Annotated in this window: 10 protein-coding genes and 1 pseudogene; 9 read left to right on the forward strand and 2 right to left on the reverse strand. The window is 67.2% G+C overall.

Going from position 1 to position 21,303, the window contains the following annotated elements; genetic code table 11:
• Nucleotides 1-1,539: a sensor histidine kinase gene (locus ACZ4XD_RS27385; protein WP_468046359.1), complete on the reverse strand. Its 1,539-nt coding sequence runs from the start codon at nt 1,537-1,539 to the stop codon at nt 1-3.
• Nucleotides 1,540-2,221: 682 nt separating this feature from the next.
• On the opposite strand from ACZ4XD_RS27385, the gene ACZ4XD_RS27390 reads away from it, so the two are divergent.
• Complete coding sequence (locus ACZ4XD_RS27390; RefSeq protein WP_468046361.1) at nt 2,222-2,755, forward strand: DUF1648 domain-containing protein; 534 nt, start codon at nt 2,222-2,224, stop codon at nt 2,753-2,755.
• Nucleotides 2,756-3,087: 332 nt separating this feature from the next.
• Here ACZ4XD_RS27390 and ACZ4XD_RS27395 read toward each other — a convergent pair whose 3' ends face one another.
• On the reverse strand, nt 3,088-3,936 hold the full coding sequence (locus tag ACZ4XD_RS27395; protein ID WP_468046363.1) for a helix-turn-helix transcriptional regulator: 849 nt from the start codon (nt 3,934-3,936) through the stop codon (nt 3,088-3,090).
• 138 nt (nt 3,937-4,074) lie between these two features.
• Here ACZ4XD_RS27395 and ACZ4XD_RS27400 point away from each other — a divergent pair, with 138 nt between their 5' ends.
• From ACZ4XD_RS27400 to ACZ4XD_RS27435, 8 genes and pseudogenes are all read left to right on the forward strand, one after another.
• Nucleotides 4,075-4,854: an NAD(P)H-dependent oxidoreductase gene (locus tag ACZ4XD_RS27400; RefSeq protein WP_468046365.1), complete on the forward strand. Its 780-nt coding sequence runs from the start codon at nt 4,075-4,077 to the stop codon at nt 4,852-4,854.
• Nucleotides 4,855-5,507: 653 nt separating this feature from the next.
• A complete protein-coding gene (locus ACZ4XD_RS27405) occupies nt 5,508-9,728 on the forward strand; it encodes a LamG-like jellyroll fold domain-containing protein (RefSeq protein ID WP_468046367.1) in 4,221 nt (1,406 codons plus the stop codon).
• Nucleotides 9,729-10,229: 501 nt separating this feature from the next.
• The gene (locus ACZ4XD_RS27410) at nt 10,230-16,706 is read left to right on the forward strand and encodes a polymorphic toxin-type HINT domain-containing protein (RefSeq protein ID WP_468046369.1); all 6,477 of its coding nucleotides are present in this window, start codon (nt 10,230-10,232) and stop codon (nt 16,704-16,706) included.
• A 143-nt stretch (nt 16,707-16,849) separates the two neighbouring features.
• Nucleotides 16,850-17,206, forward strand: coding sequence for a hypothetical protein (locus tag ACZ4XD_RS27415; protein WP_468046371.1), 357 nt, complete (start codon nt 16,850-16,852; stop codon nt 17,204-17,206).
• A 105-nt stretch (nt 17,207-17,311) separates the two neighbouring features.
• Nucleotides 17,312-17,464, forward strand: coding sequence for a hypothetical protein (locus ACZ4XD_RS27420; RefSeq protein ID WP_468046373.1), 153 nt, complete (start codon nt 17,312-17,314; stop codon nt 17,462-17,464).
• A gap of 15 nt (nt 17,465-17,479) precedes the next feature.
• A pseudogene (locus ACZ4XD_RS27425) lies at nt 17,480-18,549 on the forward strand (IS30 family transposase); the annotation flags it as partial.
• 1,098 nt (nt 18,550-19,647) lie between these two features.
• Complete coding sequence (locus tag ACZ4XD_RS27430; protein ID WP_468046375.1) at nt 19,648-19,962, forward strand: hypothetical protein; 315 nt, start codon at nt 19,648-19,650, stop codon at nt 19,960-19,962.
• Between the two features lie 414 nt (nt 19,963-20,376).
• Entirely contained in the window at nt 20,377-20,595 is a 219-nt protein-coding gene (locus ACZ4XD_RS27435; RefSeq protein WP_468046383.1) for an EF-hand domain-containing protein, read from the forward strand.
• Nucleotides 20,596-21,303: the final 708 nt, after the last annotated feature.

The raw sequence follows: 21,303 nt of genomic DNA on the forward strand, positions 1-21,303 counted from the left end.
CTACTCACCCTTGTCCGAAGTGTCGTTGCTGTTCCGAGCCGGCGCCGGCTTCGGCCGTTCGCCGGAGAGACCACTGTGCAGCTCGGCCATCCAGACGCCGGGCGCCGGTTCCTCGTGCGCGGTCGCCGCCGGGCCCGGCCGGGCGGGAGCCTTACGAGCCGGCTTGGGCGAGCGCCGGCGCCGCTGCGGCAGTCCGCTGGCCGTCACCTCGGTCCCGGCGGGCTCCTCCGTGGCGCGGTCTGGTTCGACCGCGTGGTGTGCGCCGGTGTCCTCCGTCGCGGCCCGTGGCGCGGAGTGCTCGATCGGTGTGTCGTCGGGAACGCCTGCGGCAGGCGGACCGGAGCGGCGCGCCACCGGACGCGGGCCCGAGGCCGCGCCGATACCGTGTGCCCTGCCCTGTGCGGGCGCGGTGGTAATCGATGCCTTCGGCACGCTCAGTACGGCGCGCACTCCCCCATAGGCCGAGGGCGGCAGCGACACCTGGAAGCCGTAGGCCCGCGCCAGGCGGCCGACCACCGCGAGTCCCAGACGCGGCGACTCACCGAGGTCGTTGAGGTCGATACCGGCCTGGGCCTCGGTCAGCATCCGTTCGGCCCGGCCGCGTGCCTCCTCGCTGAGGCCGATACCGCCGTCCTCGATCTCGATGGCGATGCCCATGTGCACCTCCACCGCGGTCAGATGGACGCGGGTGTTGGGCGGCGAGTAGCGAGTGGCGTTGTCCAGCAGCTCGGCCAGCGCGTGGATGAGCGGTTCGACGGCCGGCCCGACGATGGCGACATCCGCGACGGAGTGCAATTCCACACGCTGGTAGTCCAGAATCCGGGACATCGCGCCGCGCAGCACGCTGTAGAGCGGCACCGGCCTGCTCCATTGCCGTCCCGGCCGGGCACCACTGAGAACGGCGATGCTGTCCGCCAGCCGCCCGATGAGTGCCGTGCCGTGGTCGAGCCGCAGCAGGTCGGCGAAGAACTCCGGCTCCTGGCCGTGCCGGTCCTCCATCGCGCGCAGGTCCGTTGCCTGCTGGTGCACGATGGCCTGGACCCGGCGGGCGACGTTGACCACTCCGCGCTGCGCGGAGTCACGCATGGTCTCCTCGGCCTGCACCGCCTCGACCACCGAGCGCAGCAGGGCCTCGTGCGCCGCCCGGAACTGCGGGCTGAGCCCGTTGTCCGCGACGGTGAGGGACTGCAGAACGTCCTCGGCGAACTCACCCTCCTGGAGCCTGCTGACGGCCACCGGGAGCTGCTGCTCGGCGAGACGGATCGTCGCCGCTTCCTGCTGCCGCAGGTGCTGGACGAGCTGCGTCTCCCGTTCCGCGGCCTCGGCGCGCAGCGCGGACAGCGCCTGGCCCCGCCGCGCCGCCACCGCCGACACCAGGGCGATGCCCCCTGTAGCGATCACACCGCAGCAGAGCACCGCGTCCGTCACCGCGGGCGGCACGAGCGCTGCGGCAACCGCGGTCGCCACGGCTGCGGGTGCCGACCAGGCCGCAACGGATCCGGATTGCGAGCCTCCGGGCGACGACGCAGTACGAACCATCAGCATCCTCATTCGTGGGGGCCTACCAGTCACCTCGTACAGGCGCGGCAGGGACAACAAACGTCCCGCTACCTTGCCCGTCCGAGGTGACGACAAAGCGACGCCCGAGGGCACCGGAACTGCTCATTCCGCGCACTCGACCGATAACACTGTAACCGGAATTGATCACTTCCCATACGCATGGTGGCACAGATGCGACCACGTCTGGCTAAGGCGACTTCGCAGAGCCCCCAGCCAATGTGACGTTCCGTCAAACCGACTGAGTGCGCCGCCACTTCGACAGCGCGCCCAATCAGCTCCCGGTGCACACTCCTCCACCTGCGCAAACATGCGACGGACGCGCCACAGTCACGCTCCCCACCGCACGCCACGACGCCGCCACGGCAGATGCACTCCGTAACGCCGTCACATCCCTGCACATTGCGGGATGTCCATGGCATTGATCCACGCCTCTGACGCCGGCCACCCGCCCGGATCACTCAACGCGCCACGCCACAGCTGCTTTCCCTCAACTGACGCGTACATCACAGGGGACGAGGACGATGACGCCCCCATGAAGCGGCAGGCATCGGCTACGGAAACACCAGGGCCCCGGACGTCTGCCTGGCCACCGCCACGCTCCAGCCGGCCATCACCGGTAAAACGGTACCCACCCTTGCGCGTTCGTCGGACAATCGGCCGCATGGTCCTGTCATCTCCCGTACGCCTCTGGCTCCTCCCCAACGCCGCTCTTCTGACCGCACTGTCCGTCTGGGGCATCGTCCGCTATCCGCATCTGCCGGGCCGGATACCGCAGCACATCGGCACCGATGGGGTGGACGCCTGGACGAGCCGGTCCATCGGTAGCGCCTTCGTCCTCGTATTCGTACACATCGGCGTAACTGTTCTGCTGACCGCCTGCGCGGAGCTGACACTGCGGGTAACTCCAAGCGCCGAACTTCCCGACAGCGCTGCGCCCTTCGGCAACGGGCTCGTAAGGTCGTCACTCAACCGGCCTCGCACACGCGCCTCCGCCCTCTGGACCGCCCGGGCGTTGTTGACACTCAACGCCTGTGTGGGCATGTCGCTCCTGATCGGCTGCTCAGTCTTATGGCGTTCGGTGCCAGAGCCAGAAGTATCCGGCTGGCTGTTCAGCGCGATGATCACGCCGATCCTCGCCGGGACCGCCCTGACGGTGGGATCCGCCGTCCGCGACCGCCGAGCACCTGCACACTGAGCTTCACATAGCTTCCGGCCCGACCGTTCGACGCGAAAGTTCACTGCCCCCACACCTCAGGTCCGGTCTTGATGCAACAGTCAAGGCAGTCAAGGTCGAACGGCAGAGCCGCCCCGGCCGGCGGCACGATGCGCACAACGGACCCAGACGAGACTCGCCGGGATCGCCGCCCCCGAACGATCAGCGAACGGCGGTGCCCCGTAGCAACTGGGGCTGGGCGACCACCTCGACAGCGGCCACAAAGCCCTGGCCTGCTTCTGCGTCGACGTCCGTCGCTCCAGGTATTGGATCTGCCCGGAAGACCGGGTCGGCAGTGGGTGGGCGTCGTTGAGTTAATCGCGGACCTGGGCGTTCACGGTGGGATGCGCGTCGCCGCCGGCCGTGCCCAGGCCCGCGAGCAAGCGCAGCCCGTCCTCGGCGGGGCTGCCGGGGGCCGCGGACAGCACCAGCAACTCCATGCCTGACTCGTCCGGTAGCGCGAAGTTCTCCTGGTGCAGCTCCAGCAGTCCGACCAGCGGGTGCCGGTACGCCTTGCGTCCATGTGTGCGGGCGCGCACATCCGCGCGGGCCCAGAGGCGGCGGAACCGCTCGCTGCCCATCGCCAGCTCGCCGATGAGGGAGGCCAGGCGGGGGTCCTCGGGGTATTTGCCGGCAGCCAGGCGCAGGTGCCCGACCACGTCGAGGGTGCATTTCTCCCAGTCCGCGTAAAGACCGCGCTCGGACTCCTCAAGGAAGATGTGCCGGGCGGTGTTCAGGCCCGGCATCGGCCGGCCGAAGAGGAGGCCGGCGAGCCGGTTCCCGGCGAGCACGTCCAGGCGGTGGTCCATGATCAGCGCGGGTGCGTCGGTGACCAGGTCGAGAACGCGCAGCAGCTCCGGCCGGACCCGCCCACCCGGCGTCTTCGCGCGACGGCGGCGCTGCCGGGCGAGCCGGTAGAGGTGCCCGCGTTCGGTCTCGTCGAGGTCGAGGACGCGGGCGAGCGCATCGAGAACCTGCTCGGAGGGCTGAGTCGCGCGGCCCTGCTCCAGGCGTACGTAGTAGTCGACGCTGACTCCGGACAGGTGCGCCACCTCTTCGCGGCGCAGCCCTTGCACCCGGCGGCGGCTGTCGGTGGGGATGCCGGCGGTCGCCGGGTCGACCCGGGAACGCCGGGTCCGCAGGAAGCCCGCAAGATCGTCCATATGCCCAGTATGGCCTCGGTGTTGCCCGTGAGGGTGGTCCTGCCAGTACCAGGAAGCCCCGTCCGATGGAAGCGGCGCCCCTGAACACCGGGCGCCGCGGAGCCCAGGATCGAAGGCATCCGATCCGAAGGAGTTCCCATGAAGACGCTGATCGTCCACGCCCACCCGGAGCCGAAGTCGCTCAACAGCTCGCTGAAGGACCTCGCGGTGTCCACTCTGGAGACGGCCGGGCATGAGGTACGGGTGAGCGATCTGTACGCCATGAACTGGAAGGCGGTCGTGGACGCCGTGGACTACGGCCCCCACGCCTCAAGTCCGCTGAAGCTCGCCCTGGACTCGGGCCGGGCCTTCGACGCCGGGGCGCTCACCCCCGACGTCCTCGCCGAGCAGGAGAAGCTGCTGTGGGCCGACACGATCATCTTCCAGTTCCCGCTGTGGTGGTACACGATGCCCGCGATCCTCAAGGGCTGGGTGGACCGGGTGTTCACCTACCGCTTCGCGTACGGCGTCGGCGAGCACAGCGACACCAAATACGGCGAGCGCTTCGGTGAAGGCACCCTCGCGGGCAAGAAGGCTCTGCTGTCGGTCACCACCGGCGGCCCGGAGTCGCATTACGCCGCTCGCGGGATCAACGGCCCCATCGACGATCTGCTCTTCCCGATCCATCACGGCATCCTCTACTACCCGGGCATCGAGGTGCTGCCGCCCTTCGTGCTGTACGGCGCCGACCGGATAACCGGCGAGGACTTCCCGGACATCGCCCAGTCCTGGGAGCAACGTCTGCTCACCCTGGAGTCGACCGAGCCGATCGCGTTCCGGCGGCAGAACTTCGGTGACTACGAGATCCCCTCGCTGCACCTGAAGGAGGGACTGGAACCTGCGGGCCGCACGGGTTTCGGGCTGCACGTGCGCGGCTAACCCTCACCACCGGCACGAAGAAGGGCCGGCGTCCCTCACCCGCCCCCGGCATGCGGATGCTGTGCCAACACGACGAGCAAGCCGCCCCAGCGATGGGCGCGTGATCACCCGCTGCTTTGCGGCTGGTGTCTGGGCCAGGACCCGGGGCCGTGATCCCGTGGGTTCAAGGAAACCGAAGGCCCTTAAACAGAGCAGGAGGGGCAGCCCTCAAGGCTGGCTGCCCCTCGCATGGCGGGTCGAGATGTGATGTGGGACGGCGTAACCGGACGGCAGCAGACGATTTTGAGGCGAGCCGCCCGGGACGGGTTCCGTCATGCTCGCCCCTCAATCGGCCTGCTCGCCCTCAAGCTTGCGCTGACGCTCCGTTGGCGCGTTCTCACCTCGGAGACGGCTTGAAGCCGTACAACCCCACAGCATGGTGAGGGGCATCACTTAACCCCGCAATACGGAATGCCGGTTGTTTCGCCTATTGCCCGTTTCATGGAGCTATCCAGGTGGACATGCGTGCGTATACGTTCCCGCTCACAACTTCTTCATGAAATCTTCATTTTTGTGGGTGGGGGAACGGGATGCCGGTCTCGGTGCGTCGAAGACGCTTACATCGGGTGCTCTCAGCGGGGATAGGTGGGCTGCTGACGGCAGGTCTGCTGCCCGTGCCCCTTGAAGCGGCCGCATGGGCAGCGCCCCGCCCGTCGGCAGCCGCCGCGGCACACGCCCCGGACGCTCAGGCTCCCGACGAGGACTCCGCCCTGGAGCAGGCCAAGCGCACCGGGCGGGAAGTGGAAGTCACCTCTCTGCGCAGTGAATCGGCTGATGTCGTGGCCACTCCGGCGGGCAAACTCCAGGCCCGGCAGTACCTGCGTCCCGTGCGGACCCGGGCGTCGGGGGGCTGGCGGGACATCGATACCGACCTGGCCAGGACCAGTGACGGGACGGTGGCGCCGAAGGCCGCAGTCGTAGACCTGGCGTTCTCGGGTGGTGGCGACAAGCCTCTGGTAACGCTTCGTAAGGCGGGGCGCGAGCTGGAGCTGTCCTGGCCGGGAACGCTGCCGGCTCCGGTGCTCGACGGGGCGCAGGCCACGTACCCCGACGTACTGCCCGGCGTGGACCTGAGAATGGGGGCTCAGGCCGACGGGTTCACACAGCTCCTGATCGTCAAGTCGGCGCAGGCTGCTGCCAGTTCGCAGCTGGCGCAGCTTCGACTGAAGTTGTCGGCCGCCGGCATGGACGTCAAAGAGACAACTACGGGTGGTTTGGAGGCGCTCGACAAGGGTGCCGGTTCCCCGGTGTTCGAGGCGCCGACCCCACTGATGTGGGACTCCAGCACGGGCGGGAAGACCTCCGCGGCCCGCAAGGACCTCAAGACCGTGCCGGCCAAGGGGAAGGCAGCCCGGGCAGCCGGACGGGTGAGTGCTCCCGGTGGTGAGGGCGAAGAACCGTCGGCCGGTGAGTCGGGCAAGCTCGCACCCGTGGGGGTGGACGTCCCAGCGGGCCAGGACCAGGTCGTCCTCAAGCCCGACGCCGACGTCCTGAAGGGCAAGGACACCGTCTACCCCGTCTACATCGACCCGCAGTGGTCCACCCCGCGGGCGACCTCATGGACGATGGCGTCGAAGTACTGGGCGTCCTCCCCGCAGTGGAAGTTCAACGGCGACCACGACGCGGGGATGGGGTACTGCGACTGGAACCACTGCCAGCCCGAGGACACCAAGCGGCTCTTCTACCAGATCCCGACATCGGCGTTCGCCGGGAAGTCGGTGCTGTCGGCCGAGTTCGTGGTCCGCAACACCTGGTCCGCCTCCTGCAAGGAAAAAGAGGTGGAACTGTGGCGGACCAGACCGATCTCGTCCGCAACGACCTGGAACTCCCAGAACGAGTCCGGGTTCTGGCAGAAGCAGCTGGCCTCGGACAGCTTCGCCCACGGCTACGAGGGCTGCTCGGCCAAGGACGCCGAGTTCGGTGTCAGATCCGCCGTACAGGAGGCGGCGGACAACAAGTGGCCGACGCTGACGTTCGGGTTGAAGGCCGGCAGCGAGGGCGACGCTCTGGCCTGGAAACGGTTCTCGGACAAGGCCTACCTGCGGGTGACCTACAACCGGCCGCCGCCGCAGGTGAGGCCCTCACAGCTAACGATGGAGTACGGCGGCACCTGCAAGAAGTCCGGCGCTCCCGCTCGGATCCGCACCCGGGGCAAGATCCACGCCAACCACGTCACCGACCCGGATCACGACCGGATTCAGGTCCAGTTCCAGGCCAGCTGGGACGCCGGAGACGGCAAGGGCACCACCGCACGGTGGAAGCCGGGACTGACCACAGCGAAGCAGTCCGGCCGGGACTTCGTCGTCACTCTGCCCGCCTCGATTCCCACAAACAAGACCGTGAACTGGGCAGTGCGGACCTACGACGGCGCCCAGTACTCCCCATGGTCGTTCACCGGGTCAGCCGAGGCGTGCTACTTCGTCCTCGACACCACAGTGCCCGCGGCCCCCACGATCAGCTCAGGGGAGTATCCCCCCTCCGACCCCGAGAACCCGGACGATCCCTGGTACGACGGGGTCGGCCAGTACGGCACCTTCACCGTCGCTGACAGCCATCGTGACGTGAACCGCTACGTGTACGGCATCAACGGCGACCCGTCCAGCAAGAGCACGGTCACCACCAGTGCCGGCGCCGCGCGGAACATCTCGGTCCAACCGGAGAAGCCCGGGCTGAACTTCGTCACCGTCCAGGCCTTCGACACGGCCGGCAACAACAGTGAGATCCGCACCTACCGGTTCCGGGTCAAAGCCGGCCAGCCCGAGCGCGCCACGTGGCAGTTCGACGAGCCGGGCGGCGCCACCGAGGCGAAGGGTTCCACCCCGGCACGGACCGCCGACCTCCACGGCGGCGCCACCCCCGGTGCGGAAGGAGTGGCAGGCACCGCCCTGTCCCTCAACGGCACCGATGGGTACGCGGCCACCGACATCCCCGTCGTCGACACCTCCCGCGGCTTCTCCGTATCCGCCTGGGTCCGCCCGAGTCGGATTCCCGACCATCCGGCGATCGTTGCCACCCAGCCGGGCAACAACCGGCCGGGCTTCGAGCTGTACTACTCCGCCGACCTCAAGCGGTGGGTGTTCAACCAGTACACCGCCGACAGCCCCGACGCCGGCATCGCCCGCGCGATGGCCGCCCAGCCCGGCGGCGTCACCGCCAACGCATGGACCCACCTGGTGGGCGCCTACGACAGCACCGCCAAGGTGCTCCAGCTCTACGTCGACGGCAAGCTGGCCGGTCAGACGCCGTACACCACCGCCTGGAACGCCCGCCGCGGCCTCCAGCTGGGCGCCGGTTCCTACGGCGGAACACCCGGCTCCTTCTTCTCCGGGTCCATCGACGAAGTGCAGATCTTCGACAAGCCCGTCTCCGCCGGTGAGGTCACCCAGCTGTACAACAAGGAGCGCATCCACGGCCCCGGGCGCCCGGCCCGCGCGGTCTTCCCGCTCGACGAGCCGGCCGCGGCACAGCAGGTGTCCGGTCACGGCGAGGTCCTGCCGGCCGTCCTCCACAGCGGTGCCGAACCCGGCACAGCAGGAGTGGCGGGCAACGGTCTGACGCTGGACGGCAAGGACGACCACGCCTCGGTGGACGCGGCACACTTCAACACCGAGCGGTCCTATGCCGTCACCGCCTGGGCCCGGGTCACCGACGCCACCCGCAACCAGACCGTCGTCGCGCAGGACGGCAGCTTCCTCAGCGCCTTCTACCTGTCGTACGAGGCCTCCGGCGGGGTGTGGAGTGCCCGGCTGGCCAGCAAGGACGCCACCGACGGCAACGTCACCCAACAGCGCATCGCCTCCAAGCAGAAGGCGGCCATCGGCAAGTGGGCGCACCTGGCCGCCGTGCACGACACGACCGACAACACCGTGAGCCTGTACGTCAACGGCATCCTCCAGGGAAGCACCGCGGCGTCGCAGGTCTGGTACGGCGACGGTGGCCTGCAGATCGGACGGGCTCTCTACCGGGGCGCATACACGGACTACCTCACGGGTCAGATCGATGACGTGCGTGTCTTCGACCGCCCGGTCTCCGAGGGGGAGATCCACCAGCTCGTCCAGCGCCGGCCGGTCCTGACCGGCCGGTGGCAGTTCGACCAGGCAGCTGATCCGGGGGCCAACTCCGTTGCGCGGGGGCCGGCCATGGCGCTGGGAGGCGGGGCGAAGCAGGTCAGCGGTGCAGGGTTCCTGGGAGACGGAGGGCTGGTGCTGGATGGCGTCCAAAACTATGCCTCCAGCGCGATTCCCCTCGACACGAGTGAGAGTTTCACCGTGACCGCATGGGCACAGGCGGCATCGGCCCCCGCCCGTCCGGCGTCACTGGTGAGCGCCGAGGCAACAAATTCCAGCAGCTTTGCCATGGGGTTCGTGCCGAACCCCACGAAGACAGGTGATGGAGTGTGGCAGGCGGTCACCGCCCGGGCTGACACGGCCGATACCGACTACGACTGGGCAGGCAGCGCGCGCCCCATGAGCAGCGTGGCGGACTGGAACCACATCGCGATCGTGTACGACGGCTTCGCCAGGCTCCTGCGTATTTACGTCAACGGTGAACTCGGGGAGGCGGCCTGCCTGGACGCGGACGGCGACGGCCGGGCCGACGATGCACAGTGCACCGAAGTGGTGCCGTGGGCCGAAGACGTGCTCTCCCTCGGGGCACTGAAGTCTCTGCAGATCGGCCGGGCGAAGGGCCGCGGCGCCTTCCGGGACTACTGGCCTGGCTCGATCGACGACGTATGGACCTTCCAAGGCGCGCTCACCGAGGAACAGATCGGCCGCCTGGCTGGTGAGTGGTACGAGCTGCCCACCGAAGTACCGAACGTGCCCGGGGCGGGGTGAAGACGTGCCGGCGCGGACCGGCCGACACCAACGCACTTTTCTTCCGGCTTGGAACACCACGGTGCCCACGGGCTCCGGTCGGTGAGCAATGAGGGGTGGGCAACAGAAGTGAACGGCATGCGTGGTCTCTTCAGACATACTCGACTCCAGCGCAGAGTCGCTTTGGGCGTCTCCGCGGTGCTGGCGGGATCCCTGTTGCAGGCTCTCCCGGTGGCTCAAGCCGCGGCGGCGCCTGGAGTATCGAGCCGCCCCGACGCCGGAAAACCCGTTCCGGGGGTCGATGGCATACGGGTTACACCGCGGAAGCTGGCCAAGGGACCACGAATTCCCCAAGCACACCCCAGGAATGATTGGCCCGAGGCCGTCTCCGCAATCCTCCATCCTGCCCAACGAGATGCGTCGTCGGCATCTGGTGCGGGCGGGGATCTGCCTCTCACACTGGCACCGGCCCAGGGTGTCAGGGCATCGTCCGCTGCGGGGCGCTTAGCGACGCCCGACGCGGTGACCGCTCGAGTCCTCGGCCGGAAGCAGACCCGTCGGGCCGGCGTCGACGGAATGCTGTTCACCCTCCAGCCGAACACCGCCGCCACGACGAAGGGCGCTGTGTCCCCGGCGCCCTTGCGGGTGACCGTCGACTACGCGGCCTTCGCCGGCGCCCACGGCGGCGGCTACGCCTCCCGGCTGCGTCTGGTCGAACTCCCCGCATGCGCGGCGACCTCCCCGGACAAGACCGAGTGCCGCACCGCGAAGCCGCTGGCCACCCGCAACGACACCGAGAAGCACACCCTGATCGCGTCCTCGGTGCCACTGCGCGCGAAAGGCCCCACCGTGCTCGCGGCGGTCGGTGACGACAAGAGCGTCAAGGGCGACTACAAGGCCACCAGCCTCTCCCCCTCCGCCACCTGGAACACCAACCTCAACACCGGTGACTTCACCTGGTCCTACGACATGCCCGTCCCCGAGGTCCCCGGCGGTCTCAAGCCGAGCGTGGGCCTGTCGTACTCCTCCGGCTCCATCGACGGCCGCACCGGCAACAGCAGCAACCAGGGCTCCTGGGCCGGTGACGGCTTCGAACTGTGGCCCGGCTACATCGAGCGCCGCTACAAGCCCTGCGCCGACGACGGCGAGAAGCACACCGACGGCAGCAAACCCGGCGACCTGTGCTGGGGGTACGACAACGCCTTCATCTCCTTCAACGGCAAGGCCGGCGAACTGGTCCCGGCCGGCAAGGACGAGTGGAAGCTCCAGAACGACGACGGCACCAGGATCAAGCGGCTGACGTCCTCGGCTCGCGACAACGAGGACAACGACAACGAGTACTGGGAGCTGACCGAACCCTCCGGTACCCGCTTCTACTTCGGCTACCACAAGCTGCCCGGGTGGGCCGCCGGCAAGGACACCACGGACTCGACGTGGACAGTCCCGGTCTTCGGCAACGACAGCGGCGAGGACTGTCACAAGGACGCCTTCAAGGACTCCTGGTGCCGGCAGGCATGGCGCTGGAACCTCGACTACGTCGTCGACCCGCACGGCAACGCCATCTCGTACTACTACGACAAGGAGACCAACTCCTACGGCCGCGACCTGAACAAGGACGACGACACCCCCTACACCCGCGGTGGCTACCTCAAGCGCATCGAATACGGCCGGTCCTCCAGCGACCTGTACGCGGGCAAGCCGCTGGCGCGGGTGTCCTTCGCCAACTCCGAGCGCTGTCTGCCGCAGAGCGGTGTCACCTGCGCGGCCGACACCATCGACGCCAAGAGCTTCTACTGGTACGACACCCCCTGGGATCTGAACTGCAAGGTCGGCACCGCCTGTGACCAGGGGCGCCTCTCCCCCACCTTCTGGACCCGCAAGCGCCTGACGGGGGTGACCACCGAGGTCCTCAAGGACGGCGCGCTCACCCCGGTCGACTCCTGGGCGTTGAACCACCGCTGGGGCAAGGCCGACGTCGACTACCAGCTGGAACTGGAATCCATCCAGCACACCGGCCACACCGACACCAAACCCCTCACCCTGCCGAAAACCACCTTCGCCTACACCCAGCTCGCCAACCGCCTCGACAAAACCGGCGACGGCTACGCCCCCTACATCAAGGACCGCCTGTCGACCATCGCCGACGAATACGGCGGCCAGACCGACGTCAACTACTCCAAGCCCGCCTGCGCGTTCAACGACCTGCCCACGCCCGAGTCCAACACCACCCGCTGCTTCCCCCAGTTCATCGGCGGCAGCTCCAGCGACGACATGGACAGGGAGTGGTTCAACAAGTACGTCGTCGAGTCCGTGACGACCACCGACCGCACAGGCGGCGCACCCGACCAGGTCACCCGCTACGACTACCGCGATGATGCGGCCTGGCACTACGACGACGATGACGGGCTGACGAAGGAAAAGTTCAAGACCTGGTCCCAGTGGCGCGGCTATGGCCACGTTCGCGTCCAGACCGGCGGCCAGGGCACGGGTGCCAACACCATGAGGACGCAGGAGGACAGCTACTTCCTGCGCGGCATGGACGGCGATCGCAAGAACGCGAGTGGCGGCACCAAGGACGTCAGCGTCTCGCTGAGTGCTGGAGAGGGCGAGCCTCTCACCGACGACGCCTCGGCGGCCGGATTCGCCTACAAGACGGCTACCTTCTCAGCCCCCGGCGGGAAGGTCCTGGCCAAGACCGTCAGCCGGCCCTGGCACCACCAGACAGCCAAGAAGACCCGCGACTGGGGAACGGTCACCGCCAACTTCTCCGGCACGGCCAGCACCCGCGCCTGGACCTCCCTCGACGACGGTGCCGGTGCGAAGTGGCGCACGACCACCACCGCCTCCACCTTCGACACCGTTGCCGGACGTGTCAAAGAGGTCAGCGACCGCGGCGATGACTCCACCACGGACGACGACCGGTGCACCCGCACCACCTACGCCACCAACACCGACAAGAACATCCTCACCCTGCCCGCACGCGTCGAGACCGTGGCCACCGAATGCGGCAGCAGCCCCGACCGTACGAAGCAGGTCATCTCCGATGTCCGCACCGCCTACGACGGGGGCGGCTACGGCGCCGCGCCCACCAAGGGCGATGCCACCGCCGTCGCCAAGCTGAAGAAGCACGACGGCACCACGGCCACCTACCTGGAGTCCGGCACCACCTACGACAGCTACGGACGCCCGGAAAAAGTCACCGACCTGACAGCCAACGTCACCGCCATCGGTGACAGCGCACCCACCCGCACGGCCCGCACCGACGGCCGTACCACCACCACCGCCTACACCCCCGCCACCGGCTTCCCCACCAAGACCGTCACCACCACACCCCCCGCCGACGCCAAGGACGCCGCCACAGCCCAGGCCACCACCACCGAACTCGACCCGCTGCGCGGCCAGCCCGCCGCCACCGTCGACACCAACGGCAAGCGCACCACGCTGAAGTACGACGCGCTGGGCCGCTCCGTGAAGGTATGGCTGCCCGACCGCGGCTCCCTGCCCACCTACCAGTTCGCCTACACGGTCGAGGAAGGCAAGCCGGCTGCCGTCGCCCAGTACACCCTCAACCCCAGCGCTCAGTCGCAGACGGTCTCCTACACCCTGTACGACGGCTACCTGCGCCCCCGCCAGATCCAGACGCCCGGCCCTGACGGCGGGCGGCTGATCAGCGATACGTTCTACGACGAGCGCGGGCTGGCGGCGAAAACCTTCGCCCCGTACTACGCGCTGAAGAAGCCGGAACGCGAGATCTTCAAGCCCGCCGACGCCCTGAGCGTCGAATCCCAGACCTGGAAGACATACGACGGCCTGGGCCGGGAAACCGAGAGCCGGGATGTCGCCGGAAACGGCGAGGGTGGCAAGGTCCTGGCGGTCACCAAGACACTCCACGGCGGCGACCGGACCACCGTCGTCCCGCCAGAAGGCGCCACCGCCACCACCACGGTTACCGACGCCCGCGGCCAGACCACCCAGCTCCTGCAGCACCACACCCGATCCGCCGACGCCCCGGCCGAGACCACCCGCTACACCTACACCCCGGCAGGCAAACTCGAAGGCGTCACCGACCCCGCCGGCAACAAGTGGACCTACCAATATGACCAGTTGGGCAACCAGATCTGGTCCCAGGACCCCGACAAGGGCGAAGCCAAGGCGACGTTCGACGACCGCAGCCGGCAGACCTCCAGCCAAGACGCCAACGGCGCCGTACTGGCCACCGTCTACGACGGCCTCGGCCGCAAGACCGAACTGCACGACAAGACAACCGACGGCCCGCTGCGCGCCAAGTGGGTCTACGACACCCTCGCCGGCGCCAAGGGGCAGCTCGCCGAATCCACCCGCTACCTCAACGGCAAGCCGTACACGACCAAAGTCACCCAGTACGACACCCTCTACCGGCCGCAGCGCACCGCCACCGTCATCCCCGACTCCGAGGGCGCACTTGCCGGCACCTACCAGGCCAGCACCTCGTACTACGGAAATGGCCTTCCCAAGGCACGCAGCTTCTCCACCATGGGGAACCTTGTCAGCAAGGGATGGAACTACAACTACGCAGACGACACCCTGCGGATGACCACCGTCTACAGCACAGACATCCGCTCCGACGCCACCTACACGCTCACCGGCAAGCCCCTCACCTACAAAATCGTAGGCAGCGGCAAACCCACCCAGGTCACCAACACCTACGAGTGGGGCACCCAGCGCCTGTCCAACGCCCGCGTCGACCGCCAGGACGTGGCCGGCGTCGACCAGTCCGCCACCTACGGCTACGACCCCGCCGGCAACGTCACCTCCCTCTCCGACGTCTCGCGCACCGGCACCGACACCCAGTGCTTCACCTACGACCACCTGCGCCGCCTCACCGACGCCTGGACCCAGGACGAGAAAACCTGCGCCGCGGGTCCGGCCGGGAACCTGATCGCCGGCCCGGCACCCTACTGGCACTCGTACGCCTACAACAGCGCCGGCAACCGCACCAGCCTCACCCAACACGACCCCGCCGGCGACCGAGCCAAGGACACCAAAAGCACCTACCACTACCCCGACCCCGGCAAGCCCCAGCCGCACACCCTCAACTCCATCGACACCACAGGGCCCACGGGCACCAGCAAGAGCAGCTACGACTACGACAACGTCGGCAACACCACCACACGACTCCTGCACGGTGACCAGCAATCCCTGCACTGGGACGCCGAGGGCCACCTCACCAACGTCACCCAACCAGCCGGCGACAACGACACCAAGACCACGTCCTACGTCTACGACGCGGACGGCAACCGCCTGATCACCCGCACCGGCGACCGCACCACCCTCACCCTCGGCGACCACACCGAACTCACCCTCGACAAGGGCGCCACCAAACCCAAGGCCACCCGCTACATCCCCCTCGGCGGCGGCAACCAGGCCGTCCTGACCGACGACGGCATCTACACCATCACCCTCGCCGACCGCCTCGGCACCGGCCAACTCGCCATCAACGCGGCCGACCAGTCCCTCACCCAGCGTCGCAGCCTCCCCTTCGGCGGCCTCCGCGGCACCAAACCCACCAACTGGCCGGGTTCCAAGGGCTACGTCGGCGGCACCGACGACACTACAGACACAGGGCTGACACACCTCGGGGCACGCGAGTACGACCCGGAGACCGGACGCTTCCTCTCCGTCGACCCATTGCTGAACCTGGCCGATTCGGAATCCCTCAACGGATACACCTACGCCGGCAGCACGCCGATGACGGATTCCGACCCCACCGGCCTCATGAGACCCGCCGAATCAGGCGCGAAGGGCTGCGACCCCGTCCTGTGCCCATGGATGGACTGGGGCTCGAAGCAGGACCGGCAGCGCTTCCTGAACGGGCTGGCGGCCATCAATCCGTCGAAATGGGGTGGCTACCGCAGCCATTCGCAGGCAGCGGTCCTTCCCGGACTCTGGGTCGATTCCACATGGGAGCGCTCCGACGAGTTCACCAACGCCATCTATGCCGAGGCAACCAGCCGTCAGCTGTTCTACCAGGGCATGTTCGAGATCGACCCGAGGGAAGGAAGCACACAAGTCACGCTCACGAACCTCAAATTCGGAGTGTGCGCCGAGTTGAAAGGCCACTGCCCGGAGAGTTTTGCCCAGCTCCTGTTCTCCTCCATGGCCAGTGGCGCGATGACCTTCGCAGGCAGCCGTGACGGCGGAGGAATACGAGCCGGCGGCGGCAGGCGAGGGGACACCTCCCCGTGCGCCCACAGCTTCCTGCCCGGCACCGAAGTAGCCCTCGCCGACGGCGAGAAGAAGAACATCGAAGACGTCACAACCGGCGACAGGGTCGTAGCCACCGACCCCGAAACCGGCAAGACCTCCACCCGCCCCGTCGTCGCCACCATCGTCACCAAGGACGACAAGCACTTCACCGACCTCACCATCACAACCCCAACCGGCGACTCCAGCATCATCGCCACCGACACCCACCCCTTCTGGTCCCTCGACAAGAAAAAGTGGATCGACGCCGGCGACCTGCGCCCCGGTACCCAACTCCGCACCCCCCAGGGCACCATCGCCAAAATCACCGCAGTCCGACACTTCCAGAAGAAGCAACGCACTCACGACCTGACCATCGCCGGTACGCACACGTACTATGTGCTGGCGGGGCAGACGCCGGTTCTCGTACACAACAGCAACTGCGGCGTCGCGGATCTGGCATCGAAGATCGATGTTGAGAACCTTTCGATGACCAAGACAGTCGAAAATCACACTTGGGATATCGCTGGCACCCGAGACGTGGGTGCCCGTAACTTCGGAAAGGCTGCACGTCCTTACATGAATGGCAACAATGGGCAGCTCATAGGGGAGATCATGGCGGGATCTACCCCGAGGCTAGATTCCCGCGGCGCTACCGGGGTTGTCGAGTGGAGGACGCCCGGAGCGATGAACGGAAGCAACGGGATCTGGGAACTCAACATCGACGCAAACTCGAACAGGATTGTCCACTTCCTCTTCAAGAGCACGAAAGGTTAGTCATCTAAGTGAAGTTTTCTATCCGAGAAGGATCTCCCCTTGAGGGTGTACTCACCTACGATGATTCCGAGTACGGGTTCTCCTTTAGCGCGCAGAGCGCAGCTTTGCTGAGTGAGAGGCTTGGCTCAGAGGGGGTTACGAGCGTGCTGATCGGCACGCTGCAACTCGAGGTCGACGTCGAATCTCGAGACGTGCTGTTCGCCTGGGGGTATTTCCCGAACGTCCGGGGTAAGGTGGCCGAGTTGGGTGCACCCAACTGCTTCCCTGGACGGGTGTCCATCTCATCAGTTCACTCCTTCCACTCTGGAGTCTCACTTGAGGTTCCTGGAGAAGAGTTGCGGGTTACTCATGACCCTTCATCTGGATGGGTCGCCATTCACCTGAAGGATTCCGACGACGCCGATTTCGTCCAGATCGCCAGTGGCATTGTCCTGGGTATCGATACCGGTAATCTGGTTTCTGTCTGGCTTGACCCTGTTTTTCAGAGTGACAGACGATGAAGCAGATAGGTAAGCGATAGATTCGATAGCGCTAGCAAAAATGAAGCCCCGCCAGGTGCGCTTCGGTTCTAGTGGTCGTCGCAACACCCCAGCTCAAGGGGTGCGATGGACTTCGAGATCCGTAAGGTCCGCAAGGCTCAGGGGCCTGTGAGGCTCCAAGCTGAGCGGGAGGAATACTTCCGGCTCGTGCAGATGGGGCTGACCAACAAAGAGGCAAGCCGACGCGTCGGTGTCCATGAACGGACCGGCCGCGAATGACGAAACGGCCGGACCGACCCAAAGCGACGGCGGGCTCCTGCTCTGGCAGAGCAGGAGCCCGCCCCCTCGTCGGCGAGGTATCTGCGGGAAGACGAACGCATCCACATAGCCGACCGGCTGCGGGAGAAAGCGTCCGTCCGTGCGATCGCCGCCGAGCTGGGCCGCAGCCCGTCCACGATCAGCCGTGAGATCCGCCGCAACGGCACGCCCCTGCGCGGTGACCACACTCGTTGGGCCTATCGCCCTCACGCCGCCCAGCGCCGGGCCGACCGGCGCCAACCCCGGCCCAAGCCCGGCCCAAGCCCGGCAAGATCGGCCAGAACACCGAACTGCGGGACTTCATCCAGGCCCACCTGACGATGCGGTGGAGCCCGGAACAGATCTGTCACGCTCTGCGCAGACAGTTCCCCGATCAGCCGGAGATGCACGTGGTCCACGAGACAGTCTACCAGGCTCTCTATGTCCAGGGCCGCGGTGAACTGCGCCGCGAGCTGGCCAGCGCCCTGCGCACGGGTCGGACCCGGCGCAAGCCTCACCGCCAGGCCACTGCCCGACAGCCACGCTTCTCCCACCCCATGGTCATGATCAGCGAACGGCCGGCCGAAGCGGACGACCGGGCCGTGCCCGGTCACTGGGAAGGCGACCTGATCATCGGCAAGGACAACGCCTCCGCCATCGGCACCCTGGTCGAGCGGGCCACCCGCTACGTCATGCTCGTCCACCAGCCCCAGGGCCGCGGTGCCGAAGACGTCAGCACAGCCCTGCAGACCACCGTCCAGACCCTGCCCCGGCACCTGACCAAGTCACTGACCTGGGACCAGGGCTCCGAAATGGCAGCCCACCACACCTTCACCGTCGCCACCGACATCCCGGTCTACTTCTGCGACCCAGCCAGCCCCTGGCAGCGCAGCTCCAACGAAAACACCAACGGCCTGCTGCGGCAGTACTTCCCCAAGGGCACCGACCTCACCGCCCACGGTCCCGAGCACCTGGCCGCCGTCGCCGCCGAACTCAACAGCCGCCCACGCAAAACGCTCGACTGGGAAACCCCAGCCGAGCGCCTGCAGAAACTGCTCGCGGCCTGATCAACCAACCACGTGTTGCAACGACCCCTGGAATCCGCCGCGCCCTGGCGGGGCTTACCTGGTGGGAAGTCGTCGGCGACCCGCACGTTGGGCCATTCACAGCTTTTGGCTTCGTGCTCCATCGAGACGGTCACGTGCGCCTGGTCTTCGTGAATGAGCTCGTTGAACGACGGCGAGAATGGCTGTGCCGTGCTTGTCGACAAGATTGACCAGCGGTTGCAGGTCGCGCCCTGATGGGTCGTAAGACGTTCGTAGTCCTGCAAGTCGCCCCACGAGGTGAACAGTACGAGTTCGGTATGACTGGTTCGGCGGCCTTTCTGCAGGCGAGCAGCTGAGGCCCGGGGCGTAGGCTCTCGCCTCACCCGACGAGGGCGACGCGGTCTTTCAGCGGCCGTAGTGGGACGACTTCGGTGATGGCACCGACGTTCGTGCGGCACAAGACAGCGTCCGGGCAGGCGACCAAGCCGAGTTTGGTGGCGACCGGTTCGCTGGGCCATGCAGGTGGATCGGTGCGCCGGAGATGGCGGACCAGCGGTTGGCTTCGTGAGCGAGGAGGGGAGTCACCTCGGCACAGCGCGCATCGGCCACCCCTCGTGCGCTGCACATCGCACCGCCAGGCTTCATGAATGCACCTGAGGTCCAAACTGACCTGGAACGTAGGGTGGTGCTCACGGTGGAACACACCGTGGCACAAACGGTGGTACCCACGGAGGCACGGTCCAGGGATGCTCCGAGTGGCACCGACCGATACGACGGGCTGGCCAGAGGCCGCTGCCACAAGGAGCAGCGGAGCCCGTCTCAGCGCACTCCACAGCCGACTCCTCGCCCACGTCCTCGCCATCGGTAACCCTGCCCTTCGTCTGCTACGCACGTTCAGGCCCTACACGTGATCGAAAGGCCCCGGACTGAATGCAGTCCGGGGCAGGTTGGAGCCAGCCGCCTTTGTTGAGGCTGATACCCCTACCGTCTTCGCTACGGCGGTGCGCTATCGTCCTGGCAGCTGGGTGGGCGGTGCTGGAGGGAACGAAGCGAGCGCCCCCGGCTGCTGCTGGTAGGGGCCAGGCGGGCATGCGCCGGTTGACCCGACACCATGACCAGTTGACTGCGTGGCTGAGGGGCAGAGAGGCCGAAAGCCTCCACGCATTCCTGGGCGCACACCACGAGTCCTTCGCGCTCGTGACGACAGATGGAGCGATCCTCGGCCTTGAGACGCTGGGAGAATCCCTGCGTAGTGCGGGCGGCAGCCAGCCTGGCCTGTCGATCCAGATCGAGGAAGTCACCAGGATCACGCCCGACGTGTACCGGTTTCTGGAGCGCCACATCGTTGACGGCTCCGTCGTGGAGGTGCGGGTCGTGACTGCCGTAATGGAGAACGAGTTGCTGCTCAGCGTGCAGGAGACCGCCCGGCGGTAGCGGACCCAGCGGACGTCACGCTTCAGCGTTATCGATCTCGCGTGGCGCGTACTCGTGCTGCCACCCGCATTGCCTGCAACACCTCGCCGCCCGAGCCAGCATCCGAACGGCACGTCACGTCGCAACAGGGCAAACATTGCCTGATTCGGCACTAGGTATCGACTGGCCGTAGCCAAAGCGTCGGCGGGGTAGGGCTCCCGGTTACGCGGCAGATCGCCGCTCCGTGTCGGCCCGGGCTCGATCGGACAGTGGCTTCGCCCAGGCCGTCACTGAAGTGTTCGCGACCGGAGTGTCGTCGTGGGCCTCGGAACGGGCATGGCGCGCAACAGCTAGACAGACTGGGCCGCGCCCGCGTTGCTCCGGACGGACAGATAATCTGGGCTCGTCAGCAAAGATCGTACAAGGGTGAAGCACATGGCAGACATCATGGAGACGGCGGCGCGCAAGGTCTTTGAGCGCTACGACATCGACGGGGACGGCGTGGTCACCGCGGACGAATACCGCAAGGTCGTGGCCGAGTTGGAAGGCTCGGAGATCAGCGAAGCGCAGGCGCAGGAACTGATCGACTCGCTGGACACGAACGGCGATCGCCAGATGTCCTTCGAGGAGTTCTGGGCGGCCATGAAGGGCTGACGCTGCGGGTCCGGCACGTGAGCGTGGGCGGCAGGCAGGGAGTGGGCCCCTCCCCCGTCATGGCGTAGCCCGTGGGCCGCTCAAAGCGAGTCTGCGCCCGTATTCCGGCAAGAGCGCTGGCCTGGGCAAGACTGCATGCGTCAGGAGAACGGCTGGGGTGTGTACGGGATGAGCAGCGGGCGGGCCGTCATGACGTGCGCCGGTGCCGAATGTGGGTTGTCGGCGTCTGCAGCGGTTCTGGCGTCGAGTCGGAGCCCTGAGCTGCCCGTAGTCGCGGAGGGTGGTTGACCAGCCGGATACGGCAGTGCGCGCGGACCCCGGGCCGTCATGAGCCCGCGTCTGGTGTGGCTGCGAGACGATGGACGGGGCCATGGGGGCCGTCTAGCCGTCGGCGGCTATCAGCGGCACGACGCGGTGGGCCGGGCCTTTGCCAGGACACCGCCGGTCACGGGCTCGCGGTGCGAGGGGACGTACTCCCCCAGCGGTGTCACCGGCGGTGAGCCAGGGCCCGGACCCACGGCCCGGGTCGGTCGACAGCTCACGGCGACCGAGCCGGCCGCCCACCAGCCGGACGAGCACAGTGATACCTCCGTCCGGCAGGACTCTGGTGCCTCCCTAGGCAGTGTCTTCAAATGATCTCGGGTGGTGGATCATGGTCGGGTGATACGTCGCCATGAACTGTCGGATGCCGAGTGGGAGTTCGTCCGG

This window comes from Streptomyces sp. NPDC029466 (assembly GCF_055574515.1).

Bases quoted from the DNA above. Each gene is read 5' to 3' on its own strand.
- ACZ4XD_RS27385 (WP_468046359.1), bottom strand. From the start codon at position 1,539: ATGGTTCGTACTGCGTCGTCGCCCGGAGGCTCGCAATCCGGATCCGTT.
- ACZ4XD_RS27390 (WP_468046361.1), top strand. From the start codon at position 2,222: ATGGTCCTGTCATCTCCCGTACGCCTCTGGCTCCTCCCCAACGCCGCT.
- ACZ4XD_RS27395 (WP_468046363.1), bottom strand. From the start codon at position 3,936: ATGGACGATCTTGCGGGCTTCCTGCGGACCCGGCGTTCCCGGGTCGAC.
- ACZ4XD_RS27400 (WP_468046365.1), top strand. From the start codon at position 4,075: ATGAAGACGCTGATCGTCCACGCCCACCCGGAGCCGAAGTCGCTCAAC.
- ACZ4XD_RS27420 (WP_468046373.1), top strand. From the start codon at position 17,312: ATGGACTTCGAGATCCGTAAGGTCCGCAAGGCTCAGGGGCCTGTGAGG.
- ACZ4XD_RS27435 (WP_468046383.1), top strand. From the start codon at position 20,377: ATGGCAGACATCATGGAGACGGCGGCGCGCAAGGTCTTTGAGCGCTAC.